This window comes from Leptolyngbya sp. AN02str (assembly GCF_050565595.1).
GTDB lineage: Bacteria > Cyanobacteriota > Cyanobacteriia > Elainellales > Elainellaceae > Kaiparowitsia.
In genome coordinates, this window is the sequence record NZ_JBNXVR010000037.1 from 23,541 (window position 1) to 49,258 (window position 25,718).

13 protein-coding genes are annotated in these 25,718 nt (G+C 53.6%); 12 read left to right on the forward strand and 1 reads right to left on the reverse strand.

Features of this window, described 5'->3' with window-relative positions; genetic code table 11:
- Window positions 1-3 precede the first annotated feature (3 nt).
- From ACQ4M4_RS21855 to ACQ4M4_RS21895, 9 genes are all read left to right on the forward strand, one after another.
- Entirely contained in the window at window positions 4-2,262 is a 2,259-nt protein-coding gene (locus ACQ4M4_RS21855; protein WP_430686586.1) for a putative baseplate assembly protein, read from the forward strand.
- A 13-nt stretch (window positions 2,263-2,275) separates the two neighbouring features.
- Entirely contained in the window at window positions 2,276-4,789 is a 2,514-nt protein-coding gene (locus tag ACQ4M4_RS21860) for a phage tail protein (RefSeq protein WP_430686587.1), read from the forward strand.
- A 62-nt stretch (window positions 4,790-4,851) separates the two neighbouring features.
- Window positions 4,852-5,157 carry a hypothetical protein gene (locus tag ACQ4M4_RS21865; RefSeq protein WP_430686588.1) on the forward strand — a complete coding sequence of 102 codons (306 nt, stop codon included), beginning with the start codon at window positions 4,852-4,854 and terminating at the stop codon, window positions 5,155-5,157.
- Between the two features lie 20 nt (window positions 5,158-5,177).
- On the forward strand, window positions 5,178-5,417 hold the full coding sequence (locus ACQ4M4_RS21870; RefSeq protein ID WP_430686589.1) for a hypothetical protein: 240 nt from the start codon (window positions 5,178-5,180) through the stop codon (window positions 5,415-5,417).
- Between the two features lie 160 nt (window positions 5,418-5,577).
- Window positions 5,578-6,561 (forward strand): hypothetical protein, encoded by a 984-nt coding sequence (locus tag ACQ4M4_RS21875; RefSeq protein ID WP_430686590.1) that lies wholly within the window; start codon window positions 5,578-5,580, stop codon window positions 6,559-6,561.
- A gap of 56 nt (window positions 6,562-6,617) precedes the next feature.
- Window positions 6,618-8,549 (forward strand): hypothetical protein, encoded by a 1,932-nt coding sequence (locus ACQ4M4_RS21880; protein ID WP_430686591.1) that lies wholly within the window; start codon window positions 6,618-6,620, stop codon window positions 8,547-8,549.
- Between the two features lie 5 nt (window positions 8,550-8,554).
- Window positions 8,555-14,515: a hypothetical protein gene (locus ACQ4M4_RS21885; protein ID WP_430686592.1), complete on the forward strand. Its 5,961-nt coding sequence runs from the start codon at window positions 8,555-8,557 to the stop codon at window positions 14,513-14,515.
- A gap of 132 nt (window positions 14,516-14,647) precedes the next feature.
- A complete protein-coding gene (locus tag ACQ4M4_RS21890) occupies window positions 14,648-16,456 on the forward strand; it encodes a hypothetical protein (RefSeq protein ID WP_430686593.1) in 1,809 nt (602 codons plus the stop codon).
- On the forward strand, window positions 16,456-18,441 hold the full coding sequence (locus ACQ4M4_RS21895; RefSeq protein WP_430686594.1) for an ATP-binding protein: 1,986 nt from the start codon (window positions 16,456-16,458) through the stop codon (window positions 18,439-18,441). The genes ACQ4M4_RS21890 and ACQ4M4_RS21895 overlap by 1 nt, the downstream gene beginning before the upstream one ends.
- 414 nt (window positions 18,442-18,855) lie before the next feature.
- On the opposite strand, the gene ACQ4M4_RS21900 is transcribed toward ACQ4M4_RS21895, so the two are convergent.
- The gene (locus tag ACQ4M4_RS21900) at window positions 18,856-19,134 is read right to left on the reverse strand and encodes a hypothetical protein (RefSeq protein ID WP_430686595.1); all 279 of its coding nucleotides are present in this window, start codon (window positions 19,132-19,134) and stop codon (window positions 18,856-18,858) included.
- Between the two features lie 305 nt (window positions 19,135-19,439).
- Between ACQ4M4_RS21900 and ACQ4M4_RS21905 the strand changes: the two genes are divergently transcribed.
- From ACQ4M4_RS21905 to ACQ4M4_RS21915, 3 genes are all read left to right on the forward strand, one after another.
- Window positions 19,440-23,435, forward strand: coding sequence for a hypothetical protein (locus tag ACQ4M4_RS21905; protein ID WP_430686596.1), 3,996 nt, complete (start codon window positions 19,440-19,442; stop codon window positions 23,433-23,435).
- A 33-nt stretch (window positions 23,436-23,468) separates the two neighbouring features.
- Complete coding sequence (locus ACQ4M4_RS21910) at window positions 23,469-24,047, forward strand: HEAT repeat domain-containing protein (protein ID WP_430686597.1); 579 nt, start codon at window positions 23,469-23,471, stop codon at window positions 24,045-24,047.
- 243 nt (window positions 24,048-24,290) lie between these two features.
- Complete coding sequence (locus ACQ4M4_RS21915; RefSeq protein ID WP_430686598.1) at window positions 24,291-25,418, forward strand: YbjN domain-containing protein; 1,128 nt, start codon at window positions 24,291-24,293, stop codon at window positions 25,416-25,418.
- The last annotated feature ends 300 nt before the right edge of the window (window positions 25,419-25,718 follow it).

Here is a 25,718-nt window from a genome sequence, read left to right on the forward strand (position 1 = left end):
CCTATGTCGATTCGTCCGCCAGATATTGACGATCTCAGCTATGAAGACCTGGTGGCGGAACTGCTGGCCCGCATTCCTGCCCATACGCCTGACTGGACGAATCCTCGTCCTGGTGATCCGGGTCGTACCCTCATTGAGCTGTTTGCGTGGCTGGGCGATAGTTTGCTCTATCGAGCCAACCTGATTCCAGAACGACAGCGGCTGCAGTTTTTGCAGTTGTTGGGTGTGCCTTTGCGATCGGCCATTCCGGCTAGAGGGTTGGTGAGCCTCTTCTGGCAAAATCCAAACACGACAGCAGCTCACAGCCTCAAGCCAGGGGTGACCATTACAGGGCCGGTCAATTTTGAAACCCAGACGGATTGCACCGTGCTGCCGGTCATTGCCCAGGCTTTTTATAAGCGCCCGGTAGAAATTTCTGCCACGAGTGAACTGGCTACTGTGGTCAAGGATTTGAAGGCTGTTTACGCCAAAGAGATTGGTACCCATCAGGAACCTCAACCCTACGAAACGACGGCTATTTTTGCGGATGGCAAACCGTTAAACCAGGGATTTGATGTGACTGACCCGCAGAAAACGGTGGATGGGTGCCTATGGTTGGCCCTGTTGACGGCTCCCGCCGATGTGCCACCGGATTTAGATGCAATTCGGCGGGCGCTCGGCCAAAGCCAGACAGGATCGCAGCAGCGCATTTGTATTGGTCTGGCTCCAGCGGTAGAGGTGCCCGATGAGTTTCAAAAGTTTTTTGAACTCCGACCCCAAACGCACATTCCGCATGTTTGGGAGATAACGACAGGTCGTAGTCAAAACAATCAACCGGAGTACCTGCAGTTGCGTCCCCTGAAGGGTAAGGATTCAACCGCTGGTTTGACCCGGCAGGGGGTGATTCAACTCGCTTTGCCCGCAGCAGCGCTGATTGGGGCACCCAGCAATGAGGTGCGACAAAACCTTTATGCTGGGGTGGGCGATCGCCCGCCTCGGTTAGACAATCCAGCCCTGGCTCAACGGCTAGTTGCCTGGATTCGGCTGCGACCCTCAGCCAAATTTTCCCTTAGCTGGATTGGCATTAATGCGGTTGTGGTTGACCAACGCCAAACCTTGCGCGATCGCGTCATTGGTACAAGCAACGGCACCATCAACCAGGAACTTCGCCTGCCGGGACTATCGGTCGAAGCCGAAACCCTGGAGTTAGAGGTGGCCGAGCCCGATCAGCCGTATCTAATCTGGCGGCAAATTGACGACTGGATGCTGGCGGAACGCAATGAGCCTATCTTTCAGTTAGAAAGTGATACCGGGATTGTGCGCTTTGGGGATGGCTTGCGGGGACGTGTGCCTCCGGCAGGCAGTCGGATCAGGGTGCGGGGCATGCGGTTTGGGGGTGGTATTGAAGGCAACCTGCCTCCGGCTGCGCTGACTGGTGTCGAGCAGACCTACGATGTGGATGGTAAACCCGTGCCACCGATGCAGGTCATGCAGCCTTTACCAACGCGGGGGGGCACTGCAGCCGAAACCCTAGAAGCTGCTGAGCAAAGAATTCCGGGGTTGTTCCGCCACCGGGATCGGGCCGTTACCACCCATGACTACCGCACGCTGGCCGCGCAAACTCCAGGTATGAGCCTGGGGCGGGTGGAGGTGTTGCCCCGGTTTAAGCCTCAAACTTTTAGTCCAGACATACCGGGCGTGATTTCGGTCATGGTGTTACCCCAGCAAGACTCTACACTCCCCCCCAATCCACGCCCTGATACCCCAACTCTGGAAGCGGTGCATGCCTATCTAGATGAGCGCCGCCCCCTCGGAACCGAACTCTACGTCATTGGGTGTGAGTATCGGCCCATGAGTATCAGCGTGGGGGTTGAAATTCGGGATGGTTTTGACCGAGATGCCGTACTGGTGGAAGTACGACACGCCTTACACCGATTTCTTTCACCCCTGGTGGGGGGAGTTGACGAAATGGGCTGGCCGCTGAAGCGATCGGTAACCACACGAGAACTGGAGGTTGTGGTTTCGCGGGTTGCTGGCATCAGCGGGGTCGTTGAGCTGTACCTATTTTTGCGATCGCCCGCTGGTTGGCAAGAACAGGACCCCATCTCGCTCAAGCAATGGCAATTGCCAGAGCTACTCTCGGTCATCGCCGTGGAGGGCAAGCCTCCTCGCAATTTGGTGCCCAGTGGTCTGCTCAGTGATACGCCACCCTTCTTGAACTGGCCCACCCCACGGGTCCGAGATGGTGGGGTGGCAGTGCCCGTTGTTCCAGACCTGTGTTAGGGAGAGACCGACAATGGATGCCAACGGTCTACAATTCTGGATGCTAATGGCTCAAAACGATTGGGCCAGACCGTGGGGGGTAGAGTACGACCCAACGCGACAAACCTTGCGGCTTGCCAGCCAACGCCAGCCCTGGCAAGGCGAGTTGGGGAGCGAACCCGCAGAAACAACAGTTGAACACGAGTTTTTGCAAGCCATTCCCCAAACGCTGGATGCCTTTGGTGCCCGTGCTTACTGGCATCCAGGCTCTAAACGGGTCGTTGTTCAAACCGCAGACCTACAGCCCATTGGCATTTATTTACCACCGTTGGGGCAGGTTCCAACGGATTTGGCACAAGGCTATGACGGGGTGCTTTACGTTGCAGTTCAGGGTCAGGTGGCAATGCAAGATTGCCGTCAGCGCTGGCCTAATGTGACCGTGTCTCTTCCCAATTTTCAGGCGTGGCGACTGGCCGCCGATCCGGCGGGGGGAATGTGGGTGTTGTCTGAGAAGACGGCGCAACTGGCTCGGCTGCAGGGCTACCCACTGCCACTCCTAAGCCTGCCAGAACGGAGTGACCAATTCATTACAGCCTGTGAACCCAACCCCAATCCCCCCCGCTTGGTCCTGGTTCCACCAGCTGCGCTGGCGGCAACTGAAAAAGCCGTTGCGATCGCCGTCAGTCCGAATGGGCAGGTTGGTTTGTTGACCTGGCTACAGGGGCAGGGAAGGCTCTGGCGGTTTGTGCCCCACGTTGGGGAGGAATCAGGACAGGGGAGCTGGCTTCCTCCGATTACTCTGGGCATGGCTCGCTATCCCTACAGCCTGGCTTGGCTAGCCTCCGATCGCATAGCGGTGCTATTGCCCCATCTGACCAACGAGGCACTGGTATATGCCCTCACCAACAGTCCAGCAACACCCCTCAACCCCCTGGGTGAGTTCTATCCTCTAGTAGATCATGCTCAGCAGCCATTCTTACATGGGGTTGCCCTACCCGTTCACTACCCCACAACGCAGGGAAGCCAGCCGTTACATCCCATCTCGCTACCCAACTTTGCACCACAGGGGCAAGCAGTGAATGCTTCCCTGTTTGACAGTCGAGATCCACAAACGGTCTGGCATCGGCTGTATCTGGAAGCAGTCATTCCTCCCCATTGCGGCATTCAAGTCGATCTGGCAGCCAGTGATTCTGACCAGCCTCCAACGGACTCAGCAGATTGGTATCCCCATGGGTTTGGGCAATGTCCCTCCCTGGTGGGAGACGCTCCCAGAGGCGTGTGGATGCATCTCCCTTCTGAGGTGCCCTTCCACAAGGGGGTGTTGCCCTGTATGCTGCAGCGCGATCGCGCAGGTCTGTTTATGGTGCTGATTCAGCGGGCCAATCGGCGAGTGCGATCGCTGCGGGGACGCTATCTGCATGTTCGGGTGCAGCTGTTTGGCGATGGTCGCAGTACACCCGAAATTGCAGCACTCAGAGCCTACGGACCTCGATTTTCCTACCTCAACCGCTACCTGCCAGAACTGTATCAAGAAACTGAATTTAGCACAGCGGCGAATGAGCCCGGTCGCAGCACTCCACCGGATTTTCTGGAACGCTTTCTGGACAATTTCGAGAGTTTTCTGACCCCTCTGGAAGACCGGGTTGCCGCAGCACATCTGCTCACCGCCCCTCGTACCGTACCGGCTGAATCATTGGACTGGTTGGCCACTTGGATTGGAGTTAGCTTTGACTCGGCCTACCCCATCGAGCGGCGGCGGCAGTGCTTGCGCCACATTCCCGAACTTTACCGACGGCGGGGCACCCTCAAGGGGCTTGAACTCGCCCTGGATTTGGCCACGGGGGGCATTCGTGGAGGAGAAATTGTCGTCATTGAAGACTTTCGCCTGCGCCGCACCTTCGCCACCATTCTGGGGGCCAACCTGACGGATACCACCCATCCACTGCTGGGTGGGCTTGCCATTAGCCGTAATTCCTTTGTTGGCGATACTTTACTGCTGGGTGGACGCAGCAACGATGGTCGAGAAACCCAACAAGAATTCCTGTCTCTCTTTCATGACGAATTACCCGAACGAGAGGCCGCAGCCGAAACGGTACAGGCATTTTTTGACGCACTTGCTTATCAAGCAACGGTCTTTGTTCATCAAGACGTGGAACCGCAAAACTTGAGCCTCATCCGGCGCATTGTTGACCTGGAAACACCAGCCCATGTTGCGACCCGTGTGGTCACAGCCAGCGAGCCGTTGATGGTGGGTCTGGCCGCGCTGGTTGGCGTTGACACCTACCTGACGCCGAGGATTCTGCCCAAACCCGTTTGCCTTGATAAAAGCTATGTGAGTGGACGCGATCGCCTCCTGCGTCCGGCGAGCCTTGACCCCCGATTGGGAGGCGGTACTGACCCCCGACAAATTGACCTAAAACGTCCCATTGCCGAAGCAGGTGCCTTGATCAAGGCAAAACACAACGACGACTTTCAACTGGATGCCAGTCAGTCCCAGGCATTTGCTGGCAGAACCATCAATCGCTATATCTGGACACTTTTGGACTGACGCTTTTTGGCAACGTGCCTCTTCGCGCACGACCCTCTCAACCCATACCCAAGGAAAAACCCATGGTTGAATTCAAGCGAGGTGAGCCTATCACCACAGAAACCCCAACAATTGCCGTCACCATCAACCCCGAACAGCCGCTCAGACCTGGTCGTCATCGTTTCCAACTGGTGGTGGAGGATGACTCAAATAACCAGTCTGAGCCAGACACCGTAGACGTGATTGTGCTTGATACAGAACGCCCCACCGCCGTTTTGGAAGCCCAACCCAGCCAGGTGAAGTTTCAGCAGGACTTTGTCTTATCGGGCAAACAGTCGAGCGATGCCGGGGGCGGCCGCATTGTGAAGTACATCTGGACACTCCTTTAGCAGAGCCAGCCGAGGCGATTATGGTTTCCTTTCAGCAGCAACCGACCCATACGACCCGTGAACCTTTCCTGATGGTGGATGGAGATTTGTCACCGGGCACCTACCGCTTCCAACTGGTGGTGGAAGACGCATTGGGCAATCGCAGCCTGCCCGACGAACAGGAAGTGACGGTTTTAAGATCCGGTGTTGTTCCCCGTCCCCCCGTGTTGCTGCCACGTCCAGGGCGACCTGTTGTGGATAACCCACCACCATCGCTCTGATCGACCGCCACGTATCCGGTGATCGTCTTGGCGATCGCCCGACGGAGGCAATGGGTTGGGGCTTTTAATCACGCTCTAATCACGCTCTATCCAACGCACACCCACCGCTTTTGCACTCTTTACTTTCGGACCATCCCTCTATGGTTAAGGCAGGTTTCCCATGCTTCCTGGTACTTCCAATTCCACCGATCCGCTGACCCAGGCGCGTTTGTTCCCAGAGCGGGTCTTTTATGCCACGGGTGTTCTCCTCAATGCGGATGATTTTCACGCGGAGCAACTCTATCACCGCGATCGCCTAGCTCGCGCCCTAGCCTATCTCCACGGCAGTGGCACCGTAGCCGGACTGGCGGTGGAGTGGAAATCTCGCCTTGAACCAGGTGGAACGGAGGGAGAACAGACGTTTCCAAATGGGCGTGATGAAGAAATTGTTGTCCACCCTGGGCTGGCCATCGATCGCCTGGGACGGTTGATTGAAGTCCCAGAACCGGCCTGCATTCGTTTGCAAAACTGGTTGGCTCATCAATCCCAGAGTGACCTGCGCTCGGCGCATCACCCCTTACCGGGTACGGATGGCAGCACTCCAATTGCCATTAGCCGGGGGGGTGGCCCCACCGCCCAGGATGGGCCAATTACCGTCGGCAATGGCCGACGGGGACTGGTCGTGGACGTGTTTCTGCGGTTTGTGCTTTGTGAAAAAGGCTACACTCCATCCTTTGCTGCTGGAGCCACGGATGCTACCGATGCCGCTGTGCCCGATCGCTATCAAGAGCGCTATGAACTGAGTTTGATACTGCGGCCTGAGCCAACCCAACCCCAGGCCGCCACCCTAGGCTTGATCGACAAACTGCCGGATCGGCGCTGGCAATCGTTGACCAGTGTGGCTGCGCTGCAAGCCGCTCTCCTCCATGACACCTGGAAAGGGACAGGTAACCCTCACCTGAGCAGTCCCAATGAGTATGTCAACGAAATTCAGGACATGACCTCCGTATTTCTGGCTCGGCTCCTCGTTCCCATGGTTGAATCCCAGGCTGGCCTCGTTCATTCCCCAACTGAGCGAGTGCAGGTAGACAACTACAGCCGATCTTTTATGTACCCCACCGAGGCGATCGCTGCTCAATTGGTGCGCCTAATGACTGCTACTTAACATCACCGGCTTAGTCGGTGTCATTCTGCCCGCTGCTCACCTCAGGGAGATTCATCATGGCTAACCCCAGTAAACCCATTCAGACCATTAGCGCCGCGGAAAAAAACGCCCTCGAAGCCGCAGGTTTGTTAATTTTGGACAATCGGCGGGAGCGTCCGCTCTATTTTTCTGGCCGTTTTTTGGCAGCGCAGGACCTTACCGCCGATCAAAGCTATTTTCTCAGCCGTCAGGCCGCGCTGAATCGTACGCTGGGATTCGGCGTTGTGCAGGGATTAGACATCCAGCTTGGCAGCAATCCATTCACGGTTGAGATCACGCCTGGTTATGGCGTTACCCCCAATGGCGAAATTGTGGCGATCGCCACCAAGCAGCCTTTTCCAGTTCGCCTCAATAGGCTGGCTTTGATTCAAACCCTGGATGCCACCTTTGGTTTGGTCACTCAACCCAACGAGCCCGTCTGGTCTCAGCGGGGGTTGTTCATTCTGGCGCTGCGCCCGGTTGAATATTTCGATAATTCCATTGCCCTTTACCCTACCTCCCTAACGGAGCGCAAAACTCAGACTACCCACTACGGCAACATTGTGGAAGCAACTGCCGTCAGCCTGATTCGCTACAGAAATACCAGCAGTGATAACTGGGATCAGCTCCAGGCAGACGTGGCGCGGGAGATTTTTCTGGCAAACGTGCCGCTGGATCTTCCGGCTGATGTGTTGCCCCTGGCGATGCTAGCTCTGAACAACGGAACCATCATTTGGATAGACACCGCAATGGTGCGGCGAGAACTGGGAGGTCGCTCAGAGCTGGGTGTGGAAACGGTATCGCAAGCCCTCCGAAGCGCCCACATTCAGCAGTACCAGCAGCACCTTGCCCGAGTTGAGCAAAACTTTACTCCAGCGATCGCTGCCACCAGTTACTTTCGAGCACTTCCGCCAGCGGGCAAGTTGCCCAAAACAGCAGTCAACCCCAATACCTTTACCCAAACGTACTTCCCGGCTGAGATGGCCGTTGAGCTAACCGTTGTGCCAACGGATGAGCTGGCAGTGTTAGTGACGGACAGTTTGCTGCTACCGCCTATTGATTTGCAGGCAGAGAGCGATGAACTCGAAGGGATATCGGTGCTGATTGTCATTCCCCTGAAACGCCAGGAAATTCAAACCTTTAAGGGGCAACTGTCGCAAATCGACAACGAGGTGAGATTGACCCGCACCCTACGGTTAGCGGCCCCGGGATTGATTGCCAAGCGAAAACCCCTGGAGCGCTTGCAGCGGCTGAGACAGCCCGCAATCACTCCCCCCGTGGTAGATGCGCAGACGGTCATTGACCAACGCTGGCGAGAACGACTGAATCAAACCAAGGAACTCTGGTATGTGCGCCGCCGGAATGTAGCCCATTATGCGGATGTGGTTGGCTTTAACGTCCCGGTTGGCGGCAACGATCGCACTGGGCTGCGACAGCTTAGTCATCGCTTAGACGAGTTGAGCCTGACAGATACCTTTAACCAGCTTCAGAGCAAAGCCAGCTTATCTGCCCGTGCCGACATTGCCGCTCTGCTCAATACCCAAAAGTTTGCATCCTCAGACGTGTTAACCCGCAGCATGGTGCGGCAACTTGAAACCCAGGCCGCGATCGCCATTCCACCCACCCAGACATCAGACACGGAAGCTGCCACGGACGAAACAACCCTTGCCACACCTCCAATGACCTTAGATCGAGCCACGGTGTTCAAAGTAGCCGAGCAGTTTGGCGACCCACGCCTAGGGGAAGGGCTGACTCGCCTGGAAACGACAAATGATGCGTTGAAAGGCAGTTCCGAGGTGGTTGCAGCTCTTGTGGACTCTGATCAAGTGCTGGCACTAGATCGGCTAGCCAGAGCCATTCCCAGTGCAGAACTACCAGCCTTTACTGCCGATCTGGTGGCGGCTGCCAGCGAGGGAGCAGAGGCGACCCGTAACTTTATTCGTCACCGACTGGAGGGGATTTCACAATGAAACCCATGAAACCGATCAAAAACCCTCTGAGCAATGAACACCTGCTAGAGCTGTTTCCAAAACCGAGTGCGGGTCAATACTCTGAAGCAGACGTTGAAGAATTGTGGCGATTGCAGCGCACTCACTTTTTTGAGGGGCGATCGCTCAATGACCAACCCCTTACTGACGAGCAGCAGTTTCGCAGCCGATATCTCACACTACAGGGCCAGCGGTTGTCGGCAGGTGTGGTTGAGGGGTTGGAGGCCAGCCTTGAGCCAGACGAATTTATCTGGGTGAAGAACGACTTTCCTAAGGGTAGTGTGCGGTTGTCTGAGGGAGGAACGGGAGTATGGACAACGGTAGGGGGGAAAACAGCCTTTCAGCTTGCCCCCCTTGCCGAGATGAACCAGGATGGGTTTGTCGAAGCACCTGGAGCGATGGAGCCTATCCGGCTGAAGGTTCTGCCCCATGAGCATGTTATGGCTCAGGTGTTTTTGGATGCCGCTAACCCACCTTACGAGATCCGCATGGCTTTGCGGCAGTATCAGCCCGAGGCAAGCCAGGAAAGCTGGCACCAATTTTACTGGCGATCGCCCTCTCAGGTATGGCAGTCTCCAGCGACTGGCGGCTTTTACAAATTCAGACAGGCGCAAAGCCCACTTATTGCCGCGCAAACGGATCAGTTATGGATTCACGTATTGCTCTCCCCAGAGCATCCACCCACGTCCCTAAAGGTGACCTGGTTTACAGCGGGGGATCTGGTGTCTACGGCAATTTGGGTTGCCTCTCCACCAGATGAAAATACACCGCCGCTGGGGTTACGGACAAAGCTGGCCGGTCTTTTGCCAGAACCGGGGCGCTGGAGTCGTCTGAGCATTGCTGTTGCCTATTTAGAGATGCCCACCTTGCCGATCGACGGCATGTCCATTGAAGTCATGGATGGACAACTGAGTTGGGCCGATGTTGGCACCACCTCAGCCAATGGCACTGAGCAATTCTGGATTCAGACCCATCTGCCTAATGGCGCAGAGGTTCTGGTGGATGCAGACTGGCAAACCTCAACCGTTGCACTGGAGCCACCCCAGCCCCAACCCACCACCATCCCTTTTTCTAGCCGTCGCGCCCTGCTGATGGAAAATGGTGGCTTTTTTAGCTTCTTGCAAGCACCCATGCTGGTATCCCTGGAACCGAGCGATCGCCTGATTGCTTACGTTTATCTTGACCCTCAGCGCCTTCCCTCTCAGTTCGAGATGTGGTGGATTGCAACCGACAGCAACAGACGCTTGCGCCGAGTTTACTGGCATCTCCTAGACAAGACGGTGCAGCGCCGCCCGTGGGGAGTTGCGTTTTCCCAAGACCGAGGACCGCTACCCCCAGCAGGGGAATGGGTGCGGTTAGACATTGCGGCGTCTGACCTTGGCTTAGACGGTGCCACTTTAGAAGGGCTAATGCTGCTCAGCCACGACGGACGCATGGCTGTAGCTCATATCGGCAAGGTAACTGCGTCTGGAGCTGTCGAAACGGTTTGGATGGGTGACGAGCTGCCCGCTGCTGCCCGCCTCTCTGAGGCTAATACGGCTCAGTGGATTGATCTGCAGGCTACCCATGCCAGCTTTCCTCCTAACGTGCCGCAGGCCGTGGTGACGAATCACTGGCAGGGGGCAGTGGCTCAACTGGGAAGTTCGGGGAGATGGCTAGACTTGTTCATCGCCGCTGCACTCACGGATTCAGAAAATCTGCTGTTTGATGGTCTCCGTTTGACGGTGGTTGGCGGGCGGGCGGCCTGGGCCAACCTGGGGAAGATCGCTTACCACTGCCAGATTCTGGCGGGAACGGGGCTGACCCGAACGGGCCACGAAGTGGGGTTGGTTACAGAGCGATCGCTGCCGATTGTCAATCTGCTGTGCCACGGGTCAGATTACGGACTAACTGCGACGCTGCCCGATCATCTTCTACATCACCTAATTCATTCGGAGGCTGCCACGGATCTGCCTAGAGCGGGCATTCTGCTCCTCCAACCCGTGGAAACCACCCTGCTCGATGCCCCCAAGAGCCAGGAAGTGTGTGGGGTCGATCTGGATCGAGAGGCGTTTCTTGATCGTCGCACCGTTGAGGGGTGCCGTTTGGTGTTCTATCTGTGGCCGCAGGCATTAAAACCACTGCCTGCGCTGGAATCGACGGAGGCTGCTGCAATCCATCGCTGGCGCAATCGGTTAGCCCACATTATCTTCAATTACGAACTACAGCTACCCGCAGAGCAACCTCTGCCCTGGGAGACGCTTGGTGTTCCCATTGCCTTACTGGGATTTGACTCATCCTGGCGACCGCTTTTTTGCGATCGCTACGCAGTAGTGCGACAGGGGGGGGAAATCAAGCCGCTGTCCCTGCCGATCGCCCCTGTTGGCAATCCATTTTTATGGCAGGCTCGTATCTTGCAATTTGTCGAGCAACTGGCTGATCTCACTCCACTTCAGTTACCTGCAAACGTCTTGGCTGACCATTTTGGGCAACTCCCCCCGGTGGGCTATCTGCCCCCACAGATGTTCGACATTGCTAACCGCCGTCTACCCTTTTTCCCAGGACAGTATGACATTCAAGCGGCCCCGGTGCCTCTAGAACAGCTCGACCTTGTTTTTCACGAAAGCGCCCCCCTCTTACCCTTCGACATTAGCCGAGACGCCGCTGCCGATCAGGTGCAGGTGCTGGTACCCGTGCCCCAGAAATGGTATGAGCCAGAGCTGTTGCAAGTTGCGGAGGTTGATCCAGAGTTTGGCGAAACGCTGCTGGAGTTTACCCGGAGGCGCAATGAATGGCTGTACAGAAGACAACTGCTGCGTGACCAGATTGCAGTTCTGGCGCGTGCGATCGCAGGGGCAGTTCCCCTCTATCCAGAAGACCCCGATGCACTGGATAACGAAGATTTTGCGTTGCCTTCATTTAGCAGCAGCCGAGTGGTTCAACTCCACCCGCAACAGTCTTTTGTTGCTTTTCGCAACGCCTCATCCCTGACTGCAAAATCGGTCTTGACTGCTTATGTGTTTATCGACCCTGCTGCACCACCGCAACAAATTCGCTTGTCTTGGATTGTGACAGCTCGTCGTGTCCGTACTGCCTATTGGGGAGAAAACACCAGTGTTGCTCGCAATCTCTATCTAACCAATCGCTTTATGGGGCCGCTGCCTGCGTCGGGAAAGTGGATTCGATTGACCGTATCAAGTTACGACCTGGGTGTGGTAGAGCCTATCTCTGGTTTTGGCATTCAGGTGATAGGGGGCAAAGCAGCCTTTGGACATATTGGTACGGCTGATGTAAATGCCAGCCCTGATCAAGACATCGTATGGATCGGCAACAATTTGCCCCTAGGTGCTGAAGTTGGTGCCGGAGGGTGGCCGTGGGTTTCGGTGTTCGGCAAAACGAGCGCACCAATCACGGAAGCCGACTATGGCACAACGGTGAAGCCCCAGGGTCGGGTGGCGATCGCTTTTGAACAGCTTCAGGAATCCTTAAAAACCTCTTTCCTCAGTTCTCAAGAACAAGCAGAACTTTCCAATCGGGGGGTGCGTAACTTCATTCAGTTTCTACAACACAAAGTGGATACCACCGATGAGCACATCTTTTGGAGTTATAGTCGCCTAGGGGCCGATATCTACCGCATCAACGAATTTTTACTGGGTCGCGAAGCAAGTACGCGGATGGTCTCCAACACAGTGCTGGGCAAATCGATATTAAAAGCCCAGGAAGACCTCGTTGCCAAAACGACGGTTAAAGAGTTTGTCACCAAGGATGTGGTTGGTGTTAAACCCGACCCGACCCAACTGAAAAATATTGCCGAACAACAAAAGCGCTATCTCAAAGATCAGGGCTTAGCTTCGCAGGATTTGATTAACGAGTTTGAGGATTCAATTACCTATCAAACGCAAATCTTTGAAGTCTCCATCCCGGAGGGCAATCGTGTGCGAGTTGGGGCGAGAGATGTAGATCGCGGAACCATTTTCTTGGCACGCGGTACCAGAATTAGAACCCCCGACCGTCAAGTTTTGATTTTGGGTGAGACGGTTATCAACGAAATTCCCCCAAGGAGCGAAATCACACCTGCGGAGGGTAGCCAGATTATTACCGCCAGTAATGAAACTCTGCCCTTACATGCTTCCAATCCATTAAGCTTCAACCGTTCCGTTGCTGTTCAAGTCAAATTTAAAGCATTGGATACACCACCCGTGGGAGTTAGCATTCGTTCAACTGAGGCAGCGGTGATGCCGATGTCTGTGGCATCTTCCTTCACCACACAAGCCGCCAGCGGTGAAGCAGCAAAACTTTCGGTGCGATTGAATGCGCCCAGAGCCGTGGAAGCAAAGAACTTTGCGGTGATTGCGAAATACGAATTGGTGAAAGGATTTAAGCAGCTTGCTGCAACAGAAAGTTTGATTAATCTGACAGGTGTTGCAATTCCAGGAGTGGTTGAACCATCAGGGGATGATGATGCAAATCCCCTATTGAATTTTGAGGAGATTAGTAACACAACAGTCAACAATATCCTAAAAGGTCAATACGACAAAATTACGAGTGGATTAGAAGCAGATGAAGCGCTGTATCTAACGGTTGGGGTGAGAACCCTAGAAGGAAGTGTCGGTATTTTGAAGGCATTTGAACAGCGGCTAAATGATTATCGCCGCATTATTGACCAATGCCAGGCTGTTCTAGCAGAGCTGGAAAAACATGAAACATCAGCCAAGCAGCGGCTTGAGGCCATTGGGCAAGAGTTGAGCGAAGCCCGCCACGATATTACGGTGGCGAAGGAGCTGCTGAGCGAAGAAGAAAAGCGGATTGCCGATATTAATAAACGACGACGTACGATTCTGGCGACTCAGGTAGATATTCTCGTCTTCCATCGTCCCCGGATGGTCAATCTTCACCTGAGTACTCCCTCGCGGGTTCTCTACCCCAGCTTTACGCAGGCAGGGAAACCAACGTGTTTCAGTCGGGCACCCGTACCGCCTCCAGCATTGCAAGCGGGAATTGATTTGCTGCGGGATGCTCCAGTCAACTGGTTTGTTTATGTACCAGCGTTGTTGCATTTGTTGAATCGGACGGATCTCTTGCTGCGTAGCTTTGATTACATTCAGCGTAAAGCGATCGCCCTTGCACCGCTACAATCGCCTCCGTTACTACTGGCACAAACCCAGTTTACCCAGAGCATTCAACAAATTGTTGGCGCTGGTGATCAAATATTGGCTCAATATCGCTTGCAAAGATCCCAGTTGAACCTGGGAGCGATCGCCCCGAGTTGGCAGCAATTGCGCGATCGCGCTGAATCTGTGTTCTCGCTGGGTGACCTAATTGATGGGAACCACCAACAAAACCGATTGTCGCAGGCCGCTGCAGAAGAACTGCAAAACATCAGCCGTGCCTTGTCTTGCCTTTACGACGGTTTTAGCAAAGTCCAACCGATCATTCGCCTTAGCTGGGCAGAACAACTGAGCCAGTATGATCACCCCGTTGACTTGAAGGATCTATCGGTGTTGCCACGCTGGCCGGAGATCGATCCTATCCAACGGCAAGAACTTCAAGTCGTCCTTGATTGGCTCTACCAGCGCATCAATCCTAAACAGCCTCAAGCGCTGCAACTATTGAATGATTTGGTACGGGTTTGTGTGTTGCTAGCCAGCGCATCACCAGTCGATGAAATCATAACCGGACGCACCGTTGAGCCTACTCCCATCATTCCCCTACAGCAAATTAAGGTCAAGATTGACCCTGCCAAAGTTCATATCGGCATGCAGGTTACTTTGTACACCAACAGCCAGCAGGTAGTGGCAAAAGGCATTGTTAAGGATCTGACTGCCAACTTTGCAGCAGCCGAAGTCCAGCAAGTCTTTCAGTCAAATGTACAGCTGCCTACCAATGCCCCCGTGCATTTCTCTCCTCCTGAACCTTCCCCTGTCTTCCCTCTGAGTACCACGCTTATGGAAACGTTCACTGTTTTCTAGCCCTAATATCGGTTACGCAGTTTCGTGCAGTTAGGCGGTGCGGCAGGTGGTTTGAGGAGCCGCATCTCGGCAGTTCTTGAACACCTCTGTCCTGGGTTTCTTTCGTTAGCACCTTTATTTCCTGTGACGGCTATGCCTTCCCCTTGCGCTGCTTCCTACCACCACGTTCACCGGGTTCATCTGTGGTCAACCCATGCGCCATTGGTGCAGCGGGGAGCCATTTTAATCGAGGATGCGCTGCATACCGCATCACTACCGACTGCTGAACGGTTAGTTTTGGTTCGACAACTTCAGTTGGGCATTATTCGTAGCGATCGCAGCTCGGCCAGTTTGGCCCTCACCATTGAGCAGCAGATGGCACAACTGGCAGGAACCGCCGTTTATGCCCTGGATGCGGCAGCCGTTGATGCAGCGATGGTTTACTTCAATGATGCGCTGGAACCCTATTACCAACTGGCCCTGCGTTTGGCGCTGGGGTTTGGGCTAGAGGCATGGTTCTGGCCATTGGCGGTGCGGGGTTGGCATCGGGGGATGGATCGAGCTAGTGGGTTGCGCTACGTTCTGCAATCTCTCCTGCAAACCGAGTCGGGGAGTCTTGCAGTGGTGCCACTGCTCCAGGTTTTGCAGGAACATCACCAGCTCACTGCTTTGCTGCAAGTTCTGCTGCCCAGCGATGGGGCTGTCCTGATGCAGGCTTCAGGCTGGCCTTGGCCCTTGTCTAGCCTGTCCCAGGTTGCTTCTCCAAGCCAGTTGAACCCTGCGAACCAAATGCTGTTGAGCACATGGGTACAGCACTGGGGCAGTTGCGATGCCCGTTCCCATTGGTTGGCGGCTATCCTGTGGGTTGCCGAAAACCCAGGTCGGGTTTTGGCAAGCGATGTTGGAGAGCGATCGCGAATTCTGGTGCATCAGGGGATAGCAACGCTAGACATGACCTCTGCCCTGCTGCCTCCTATTGAGACCAACCCAGACGAACCATTCACCTCAGCGACTGCTCAAGCGGTTGCGCCATTCTTGTCGGAAGATGGGGCCGCGCCGATGCCTACCCCCTACCCTGCCGATGAATCGGCGCAAACCCAGCCCACAGTCGCTCTACCCCACCCGATTGCCCCAGCACTTCAGCCCCTTGACGCTGGCAGGTTGCCATCCGCCTGCAACAACGCTGTGCCGCCGGAGCAGGTTGCGTTGGCCTCGGTTGCTCCAGTCCTCCCACCTGCCCAATCCTCGACCTGCATCGCAGGAACGGTTGGGACAGACTTGCCCACCCACTACGGCGGATTTTTCTTTCTGCTGCCCCTCCTCAACCGCTTGGCAATAGTTTCCTTTTTGCAATCTCATCCAGGGGCGATCGAAGCCAACTTTGCCCAGCACTTGTTGCGAATAACGGCCAACCGACTAGGCATTCCTCAAACTGACCCAATTTATCAAACGCTCTTTTCACCCGATGCTTGGGAGCCTTTGCCTCAGTGGACGATTCCTGCCCACTGGCTTAACCATCAACTCATCTCGTCACCCTGGAAACTTCGGCAAACGCTCATCGGGAGTCAGCTATGGGATAGCTCTGGACAAATCTGCCTGGCCCAGTGGCAACAAGCGAAGGCCCCGACGATGGTGCATCGACTTCTGTCGAGAGGCCGCGAGCATATTGTTAAAAAACCGCTGATTACTCGTGCTCCAGCTCAGTGGAATGGCTCTTCCGATCCGCTTCTGCAAACGTGGCAGATGGCGCTGCAGCGGTTGTGTTGTCGGTACGGACGGATGGGACTACGACGATTGGTTTACCGTCCCGGACGGTTGAAATTTACTCGGACACATCTAGATGTCACCCTGCCGCTAGAGCAGGCCGAGGTGGGCATTCGACGGGCGGGACTGGATCTCAATCCGGGTTGGGTGCCCTGGTTTGGCAGGGTTGTGCAGTTTCACTATCAGGAGCGGCGCTAATGATGATCTCATCTGTGACTCCAACTGCGATGACTCCTAATTTTGGGAGTTCTCAGCCCTGTTTGCGTAGCTATGCGCTCGCTGCGATCGCCGCGCAGGTTCCCTCCCAAAGTCAATCTCCAGAGGTGTCGTTTTTACGCCAGCACCTGTTTGCTGTCACCCGTCATGGAGCTTCCTGGCTCGAAAGCTTAGAGCACTATTGGCTCCATCCCCATCCCCAAGATCAACCCCTGCTTCAACTGCGCAATCAGCTCTTGCTGACCTGTCTGGAACTGTTGACTGTGGCCCTAGCTGCTGGGGTAGAAGACGATGCCCATATTGGTCGGGCGATCGCCCAGGTCCAGGCTCCTCTAGGCGGGTCGCGCCCCACTCTGGGCTTGCTGGCAGCGGCCTTTGCCGAAACAGCCAAGCCAGCCTCTCCCATTCAGGTATTGGTCAATGGAAATGCCATGCAAACCGGACTGCTTGCCCTATCGGATACTGGAGATCCGTTGCCTGAACAGGTGATCAGCCTTCCCACTCACTTGGGCTTTGCTCTTCAAGGAGCCGATAGTGTCTATCCGGGTACCACACTGGGGCTAGAACCCCAATCAAGCGTGCGCCTGCCTCCTTCGATTCTGACAATGGCTGCGCATCATGCCCGCGGGTTGCAAGCCAAGACTCAAAGAACTTTGCTACTGCGAGCAGGCTCGGTAATGGAGGGTCGTTCGGTGGCGGCTGCCATCGCCCAGGCTCTCCAGCGTCGCCCATTATTCATCCAAACAGAAGCTGTGACGGGGCTGGGGCCGTGGCTGCGGCTACGAGATCTCCTGCCGGTTTTCTGTTTTGCTCTGGCTCCAGGAGAAAGCCGAGAGCTCCCGACTATCCCCGGCTATGACGGTTCGATTGTTGTCCTCTGTGGCAGGGATGGGAGCGTTGACACGCCTGGTGGAGCCACCCTCAGTTGGACAATTCCCCTACCCACTCGGCCAGAACGGATCGACTTGTGGGAACTGGCGATCAGCGATCGCACCCTTGCCACAGAACTGGCCCATCACCATCGTCACAGTAGTGGACGCATTGCCCAACTGGGTACCCTGGCTCAACATCGCCATCAGCTCGCAAACAATGGACTGAGCAGTTCCAAAACCCCGCTGACCGTCGAAGATATTGCTGCGGTGGCCTGGTGTGGCGAAGGAGTCAGCCTGGAAACCCTGGCGCAACCCCTGCCCGCCCAAATCTCTGACCGTGCCCTCAAGATGTCGGAACCACTCTACGAGGCCCTGAATTTGCTGCGGCTGCGCTGCCAGTCTCGCGATGGTCTGGTGGATGGCCTGGGTGCCTCGGCTCAGGCACGCTACTACCCGGGGGTGCGAGCCTTGTTTGTCGGCTCATCGGGAACCGGAAAAACCCTGGCAGCTGGCTGGTTAGCCACGCAACTACAGATGCCCCTCTACCGGGTTGATCTCGCTGCTGTCAGCAGCAAATACATTGGTGAGACGGAAAAAAATCTGGCCCAGTTGCTGACCCGGGCAGAGCAGGATGAAATGATTTTGCTGTTTGACGAAGCGGACTCCCTGTTTGGGAAGCGCACAGACATTCAGCAGGCTAACGATCGCTTTGCCAATGCCCAAACCAACTACCTGCTGCAACGCATTGAAACGTTTGATGGGATTGCCATTCTCACCAGCAACAGCCGCAACCGCTTTGATGCTGCCTTTACTCGTCGGCTGGATGCGGTGATCGAATTTCCATTGCCCAATCCACAACAGCGTAAGGCGTTGTGGAAATCTCACCTGGGCACTCCCTGCCCGTTGAGGGATAAAGACTTAAATCAACTGGCAACTCTGACTGATCTGAATGGCGGTGACATCCGCAATGTTGTACTAACTGCTGCGGTCATTGCCCAAAGTCGCGATGGCAAACTTCGATTTAGCGATGTGGTTCAAGGATTAGCAGCGGAATACCGCAAACTGGGACGGCAAATGCCACTCACCCTGCAGTAGAACACTCCACGCGTTGAGGAAACACCTCCATGTCCAGCGTGTCAACGGTCGTTCAAGAAAGGCGCAAGCGCAAGGCAGAGGAACGGCGGCAACGGTCGTCATCCCCTGAAGCTGGGGGAGCGATCGCTCCAGAAATGCCTCCCATGCCTGGTGCAAATGCTGGCCTACCTCTATTTCTGCAAAATGAAGCGGATTCAGAGCCGGTTCAACCCACTCCTCCCCAGCCCAGCCCCCAGCCTCTAGAGCCAGACACGCGGCAACCTGCGCCTGCTGCCCCCATCGCTTTCAAATCCCAGACCTCCGAGCGTCTCAAGTCTGGGGTAGCCAACTCCATGATTGCGAAATCTCAGCCCGCAGCATCTGCGGATACGGCATCTGCGGCCGAAAAACCTGAGGTCAAACCACCTGCGGCACCTAAACCTGCAGCAGCATCTGAAACGGCTGTGCGTCGTCCACCTGAAGAACCAGTGGCGATCGCCCCGCGTCAGGAACCAGCCCCCACCGCACCAGCCCCCATCGAGCCAGTCCCATCAAAGGCTTCCAGGGCAGGAGCTTCCCCCACCACCCAAGCTTCCCCCACTGCAGCTCCCAAAACCGCTGATCAACCTCCTCTCGCATCGCAGGAACCGCCAACAGCAAAGCTTCCTGCTGCTGCGCCTTCTCTAGAGACAACGGCCTCTCGTCAGGCAACATCCTCACCCACCGACACCACAGAGCCAGCGGAGGCAATCCCCGCGGCTGGCCCTATCGAAACAAAAGCCCTGCCATCGGAGGCAGAGGGCGAGAAGAAAACAACGGAATCGGCGATCGCTCCTGAAGGTTCCCCGGCTACCCCAGTAGGCGCTTTGGGAAAAGGACGTGCGGAACCAGCGATGACCCCAGAGAAGGCGGCCTCGGAAACGGCTGCTCCAGAGGGAGGTGCGATCGCAACGGGTGGCCCAACTCAGCCTGCGGGTGGTGAGGCATCAGCTTCTGCACCCGCCGCCGAAGGGGGAGAGGTGCAGGGGGGGAACGAAGAAGAAGGTGCTGCCGAGCTGGAAGAAAAACTAGCGAATGCCGACCCAGGCCGAGCTGCCACTGATGAAGCCGACCCGGCTGATGCCGCCCAAGGGGAAGCAGAAGCCACCGAGACGACAGCCGCAACCCCACCCACCGAGACCCTTCCTCCCCCGGCTTCCCTCGCGGAACCGGCCTCCCTGCCCCCAGCAAATGAGGCTACAGAAGCGTCTCCTGAGCCTGCTCCCGAGGCTACCGTTCCTGAGATGGAAGAGACCTTAGAGAAGGCCGCCCTGGCTGCTCCATCGGCAGCAATGCCGTCACCTGCTCCAGTGACCGAGCCCACACCAGAACCAGAAGAACCCGCCGCTGCCGACGGCTTCAGCGGAGACGAACCTGCACTGGGTGGAGGAGCCACCGAAGATATGGGTGCAGCGGATCTCTCCCCTGCTGAGCAACAAGCGGCGCTGAGCACAATCGGCGAAAGCGCAGGTGGCGGCGGTGATGGCGGCGGTGGTGGTGGCGGCGGTAGCGCAATGCCAGACTCTCCCCCACCCGAAACGCCCAAAGTTGCGGAGGCTGAACCGACTGCGGCACTTGCTCAGATTGGGCATTTACCTCCTGCTCAGCTTCAACAATCGCTGGGTGAGGTTGGCAAAGCAGTGACAAAATCCACACAGGACAAGCGAACAGAACTGGCTGCTAACCCACCCCAAATTGAGCGTCCCACTGGCTCACCCAAAAACCTCCAAGGTGACCAAACCGCGATTCCAATCGTGGATGGCAAGCCCCAGGGCAAAGTTGAGAAAGCACCCGAAGGTGAAGCCATACCGATCGCCTCGCCCGCTCCCCTACCCGAATTGCCTCCCTCACCTGCGGAGCGCATCCCGGAACCTGTGGTGTCTGGAGGTGAGGGAGGCGAATTGTCCCAGAAGGATGTGACTCAGCTTTCCAATTCTATGGAAAGCCTGCCTGTTCATGATGCAGGACTAAACGTGCCCAAACAACCCCCACCACAAGTGGCGCTTGCGGGCAATGCTGATCCGACTAAAACCGATGAGCAACGCCAAAAGTTGCAAGCTTCTGTTGCCGAGACGGCAACCCAGGGACGGCACGACGTTGCTCAGGAAATGGGGGAAAATACCAAAATTTACCCCAGTGTTCCTCCCGAGAAGATCACAGCCAAGGTGCCTGCTGGTGAGGCGGCGGCGGGCGCAACAGCGGCACCAATGGCGGAGGGTAGCATCGAACCAGAGGCCCTTTCTGCGATCGCACAACAGGAAAAGGGTGGAGAAATTCAAGCAGCCGTGGGCCAAGCTCAACAGACGATGTCTGCCAAAAAAGATGAATACAACACCCAAGTCGCCGATGAGAAGGCTAAATCCAACAAAGAGATTGCTGACTTAGAATCAAAAAGTGCTGCGGATCAATCCCAGGTTCGTGCTGAAGCGCAGGCATCGGTAACCGAAAAAAAACAACAATGGAATACAGAACAAACAAAAGCAGTTCAGACGGCAAATCAACAAGCCGATGACGAAGTTGCGAAAGGTCGAAAGGAAGTTCAGAGTAAAAAGCAAGAAGCCGATCGTCAGGCTGCTGAACAGATCAATCAAGGCAATCAGGAAGCCGAAGCTGAACGAGAAAAAGCCGAAAAAACAGCAGCGGAAGAGAAAGCAAAAGGAGAGAAAGAAAGCAAAGGATTTTTTGGTTGGTTGGCCAGCAAAGCCAAGGCATTTTTCAACAAAATTAAGGCTGCCATTAAATCCGCTTTTGATTATGCTCGCAAGAAGATTAAGCAGGCGATCGAAGCGGCCAAAAAGGCAGCCATGGCAGCGATTGATTTAGCTCGAAATGCGATCGTTGCCGCAATCAAGGCTGTTGGCAATGCCCTGATTGCCATTGGCGACAAGCTTTTGGCGGGTTTCCCTGGGTTGCGAGATAAATTCCGCAAGGCCATTCAAAATACAGTGGATGCGGCAGTCAAAAAGGTTAACGAGTATGCTGACCAACTCAAGAAGGGCGTAGCCGCTGCTCTCGATGCTTTGGCTGCGGGGTTGGATAAGCTAGCGGGCTGGCTGGAGAAGGGATTGCTAGCTGCGGTGGATGGGTTAGCTGCGGTTGTAGATGGAGCCATCAAATTTGCTGACAAGATTGCCCAGGCTGTGGGTGCTTTTGCAGCGCTCATTAAAGACGTAGCCGCAGGACCAATAGCATGGCTCAAGAATTTGGGAGCAGGCGTTGTTGATGGCATTAAGAATCACCTCTGGAAGGCATTCAAGGAGGCGGTTAAAGAATGGTTCAATTCCAAGCTTGAGCAGGTGTTGGGCCTTGGCTCTATGGTCTGGAATTTGATTAAGGGTGGTGGCCTTGCGCTAGCTGAAGTTGGCAAGATGGCCTGGGAAGGCATCAAAGCATTAATTCCACCCACGCTGATCCGAATTCTAGTTGAAAAATTAGTTGCCATGATTGTGCCTGCTGCGGGTGCCTTGATGGTGATTATTGAAGGGCTGCAAGCGGCATGGGGAACCGTTCAACGCATCATCGCGGCCTTCCAAAAATTCTTTGCTTTTCTGAAAGCTGTTAAAGCAGGTAATGCTGGGCCTGCCTTCGCCGTTGCTTTGGCGGCAGCGGCGATCGCCGTCATCGATTTCGTTGCCAACTGGTTAATCCTCAAACTTGCCAAAGGTGCAGCCAAAATCGGCGGCAAAATCAAAGGCTTGGCGAAGAAAATTCTCGGACGGAAGAAGGGCAAAGCCGCAGGCAAGAAAGCCAAAGCGAAAGCAAAAGATAAGACCAAAACAAAAACTGTCGCCAAGAAACCTACCACTCCCAAACAACCCACCAAGAAACCCGCCACCCAGAAGCCAACCAAAGGGAAAGACAAGAAAGCAGACAAGAAAGCAGACAAGAAGAGAGATCAGGATCGCAAGAAACAAGAGCGAGTAGAAAAAATTAAACGCGAACTACCTCCCAAGATTCACCAACTTCTCGCCCGTAAGCCTTCGAAGGTAAGAGTCCTTACTCAGTTAGCAATTTGGCGTTTTTCATACAAGCTTAAAAAGCTAGAATTGAAAGGAAAGGGAAGCAAATTTGATGTAGTGGGCCAAGTCAATCCAAGTATTGACTTGGCAGATGGCTGGACATTTGAAGCAAGTGAAGTATTTAAGATTCTCGATAAAATAGCTGAAGAATATATTTCTGAAGCAACAGCTGCTCAAACTGAAAATTTAGGTAAAGGGGATCCAGAAGAACCGATTTCTTTAGATTTGAGTCACCCAGCCAGTCCAACTACTGCCTTAGCTGAAGGTAAAGCATTTCAAATTGGCAAAACAGAAGCTGCCCAGTCAAATCTTGGTCAGCCAGTTGGATATAAACACCAACCTTCACATGTAGAGTGGCAAGCACAGCAAGGTTGGATGGCGATTACAGGGTCCGCCTCCGAACGAGGACATCGTTATGCTTCTTTACGTAAAAAGCTAGCTGGTGTTGAGGTCGGAACGCTTTTTACCAAACTTCTACGCAAGGAGCCTATACCAAATTTACCTCCAGAACAGAAAGCTGCTCTTGAGGAACTTTTTGGTCTTTGGTTTGCAAAAGAGCCTAGTCACCCTAGAAGAACATATGGACACCGACGTGATCTTGCCTACACCCTTATGGTCAGCGAGATAATGACACCCAAACCGGGTGAAGAGCACTTGAAGAAACATTTTAATGTTGCTCAAGGGATTGGTCTACATCCAGCAGCATATGGTGGTGCACAAGAAGGTGCCCGACGTGTCACGGCTGAGATGCTAAACCCAGATACTTCAGTAGCGCAAGGGAAAAAGACTAACCGAAATCGAGATATTCGTTACAAGCGGGAGATAGCAACGATTAAAGAGTGGTTCAAGCGACATGCTAAAGATTTACCTGTACTAGATAGACCACCAAACCTTGTAGATGTTGAAAACTTTGTTAGAGAGAAACTAAGACAGTATCACCGACCCAGACAGGGTTAAGATAATTACGTTCAGATTTGAGGAATTATTGCAATGGTAAAAAAGATTGACGGGGAATTCTTTGTTCTTGAAGAGGATATCAGCTATCAAGAATTTGTACATTTAGCTCAGGAACAAGGATGGGTCAAACAGCTAACACATCATGGAGACGGAAAAAAAGAAGCTTTTCAGGAGATTTGGACAACCCATGATCGGAAAAATGTAATTAATTATGTCGATGACCCACTTACCTTTACTCGCTTTCTTTGGATCCGTGGCTCTAACTTACATCCACTCTTGTTTGAGGTTAGTAGACGCTTGCCAGCTTATGAGCCTGATGATCTGTTACAAATGGCCATAGATGCACAAAACGAGCAAGAGGCAATAGGAGCATTGCTGAAAATTGCTGTGGGTTTTCCAGACTTTGATGATTCTGCTTTTAATATCTTTCGTGTCTATTTAACTCACCCCAGCCCAATCGTTCGTAAGGCTACTGTTCAAGCGATCGCTTATAGATTGTGGGATGAAAGTATCAATTTACTTGAACAAGTCTCTAAGAGTGATCCTGAGAAAGATATCCGGGAATTTGTTCAACTAATTTTAGAGCACCGAAACATTGACAAAAATAATTGACTGACTTACTAAACTTTTAGTCTAAAGAGAGGTATCTTATTAACAAACAAAACTCTAGACTATAGTATTTAATAACTCTCTCGGTGGAGTAAAAAATCCCGTTGTGAGACACCTGAGAAGAACCAGGCGGCTAAACTGATTTTGTTCAGAGAACGGTAGTTCAACTACTGTCAACAAAAAAGCTGTTGGTTAATCAGAAGAATTCAATATCCTGAGGTACTCATGATAACAACTCCAATCTTTTTGTTTAAGTCGTTTGAAGAAGCTCGAAATCAGCTTTTCGAGCACATCAGTTCTATAAATTTAACCTTTGAAGTCGATCGCCTGACAGAGAGCCGTCTTAAGCTTCAAGTCTCTTACTTGCTCTACGAAACGATCAATGCTGAGGCACTGTTTAATCTAAAACCAGAGATTCGGGGAGCGCAGGAGGGTGGAGAATTTCAGCCAGAGCTTGATATTGAAATCGAAGCGACTTTGAACACGGAGTTACTGCATCATTTTGAGGGATGTGCCACAAATGATGATGCGTTGGCTTATCTGCAATTTCTGAAGCACAGTGAACCCGCACACCCATTGCTGCAACCTGCGAACTGGTATGCTTTACGCGTGTGGCAGACCCAGAATTCTGACGAAGTGGGCTACCGCACCCTATGGTTCTATATGAACCCTGCCTTGCTTACCGAAGATACTTCTAGTGAGGCGATCGCAGAAGCTATTCTGCAATTCCTGGGAAGCTCTTTAGAAGAACTTTGGAATGATAACTTATTGAAAGAGAGATTCAATCAAATTTTTGAACCGATTGATCAGTGGCTCAATACAAGTCTGAACACCAATCAACAAAAGATTTCCCAGGAAATTGATGATGCGGCTAATAATTTGGCTAGCGTAATCGGAGAGCTCTTTGATGCGTTGATATCTGATTCCTTTACAACAGACTCCGATGAGCCATCCGACTTATCGACAAGCCTCATGACTGCTGTTGTTAACTTCTTTACTGCTGAGGACTGGTCTTTTAGCAAAGCTCAAGGGCAACTGGAACTGTCGCTGAGCTACACAGGTAAACACGGTGCATGGACCTGTCTTGCCAAAGTGCGAGAAGGGCAAAATCAACTCATTTTTTACTCTATTTTTCCCGTAATGTGTCCCCAAGAAAAACAGCTTTCGATAGTAGAGTTCTTGGCTCGAATCAATCATAAACAATTCATCGGCAACTTTGAAATGGATTTTAATTCGGGAAACATTCTGTTCAGGACTAGCTTGGATTTTGCCGACTTAGAACCCGATGAGGGCCTAATTCACAAATTGGTTGAGGCCAATATTGAAGCTATGGATAGCTATTTCCTCAACATTCAGGACATTCTCGACAAGTAACGGTTCTGTCACAAGAATTTTAATGCCCATCTCGTCGCACTCAATCGTCAAACGTCCTTTTTTTAGCTGTATCCTTACATCTTCAGACCTATTGAAGTGATTTCATCTCTTTGTTTAAGGATTTTAATTATTCGATTAAAACAACATTTGTGTTGCCCAATTTAGGGTTGCCCTACTTTTTTAGAATCTGTTTTTGCGTAGAAAGGCTAGGTAGATAAACCATAAATCAACCTGGCAATTAGATAATGATAAAGAATTTTGAAACTTTAGGTATATGTGCCGCTTCAAGAGCGATTATAA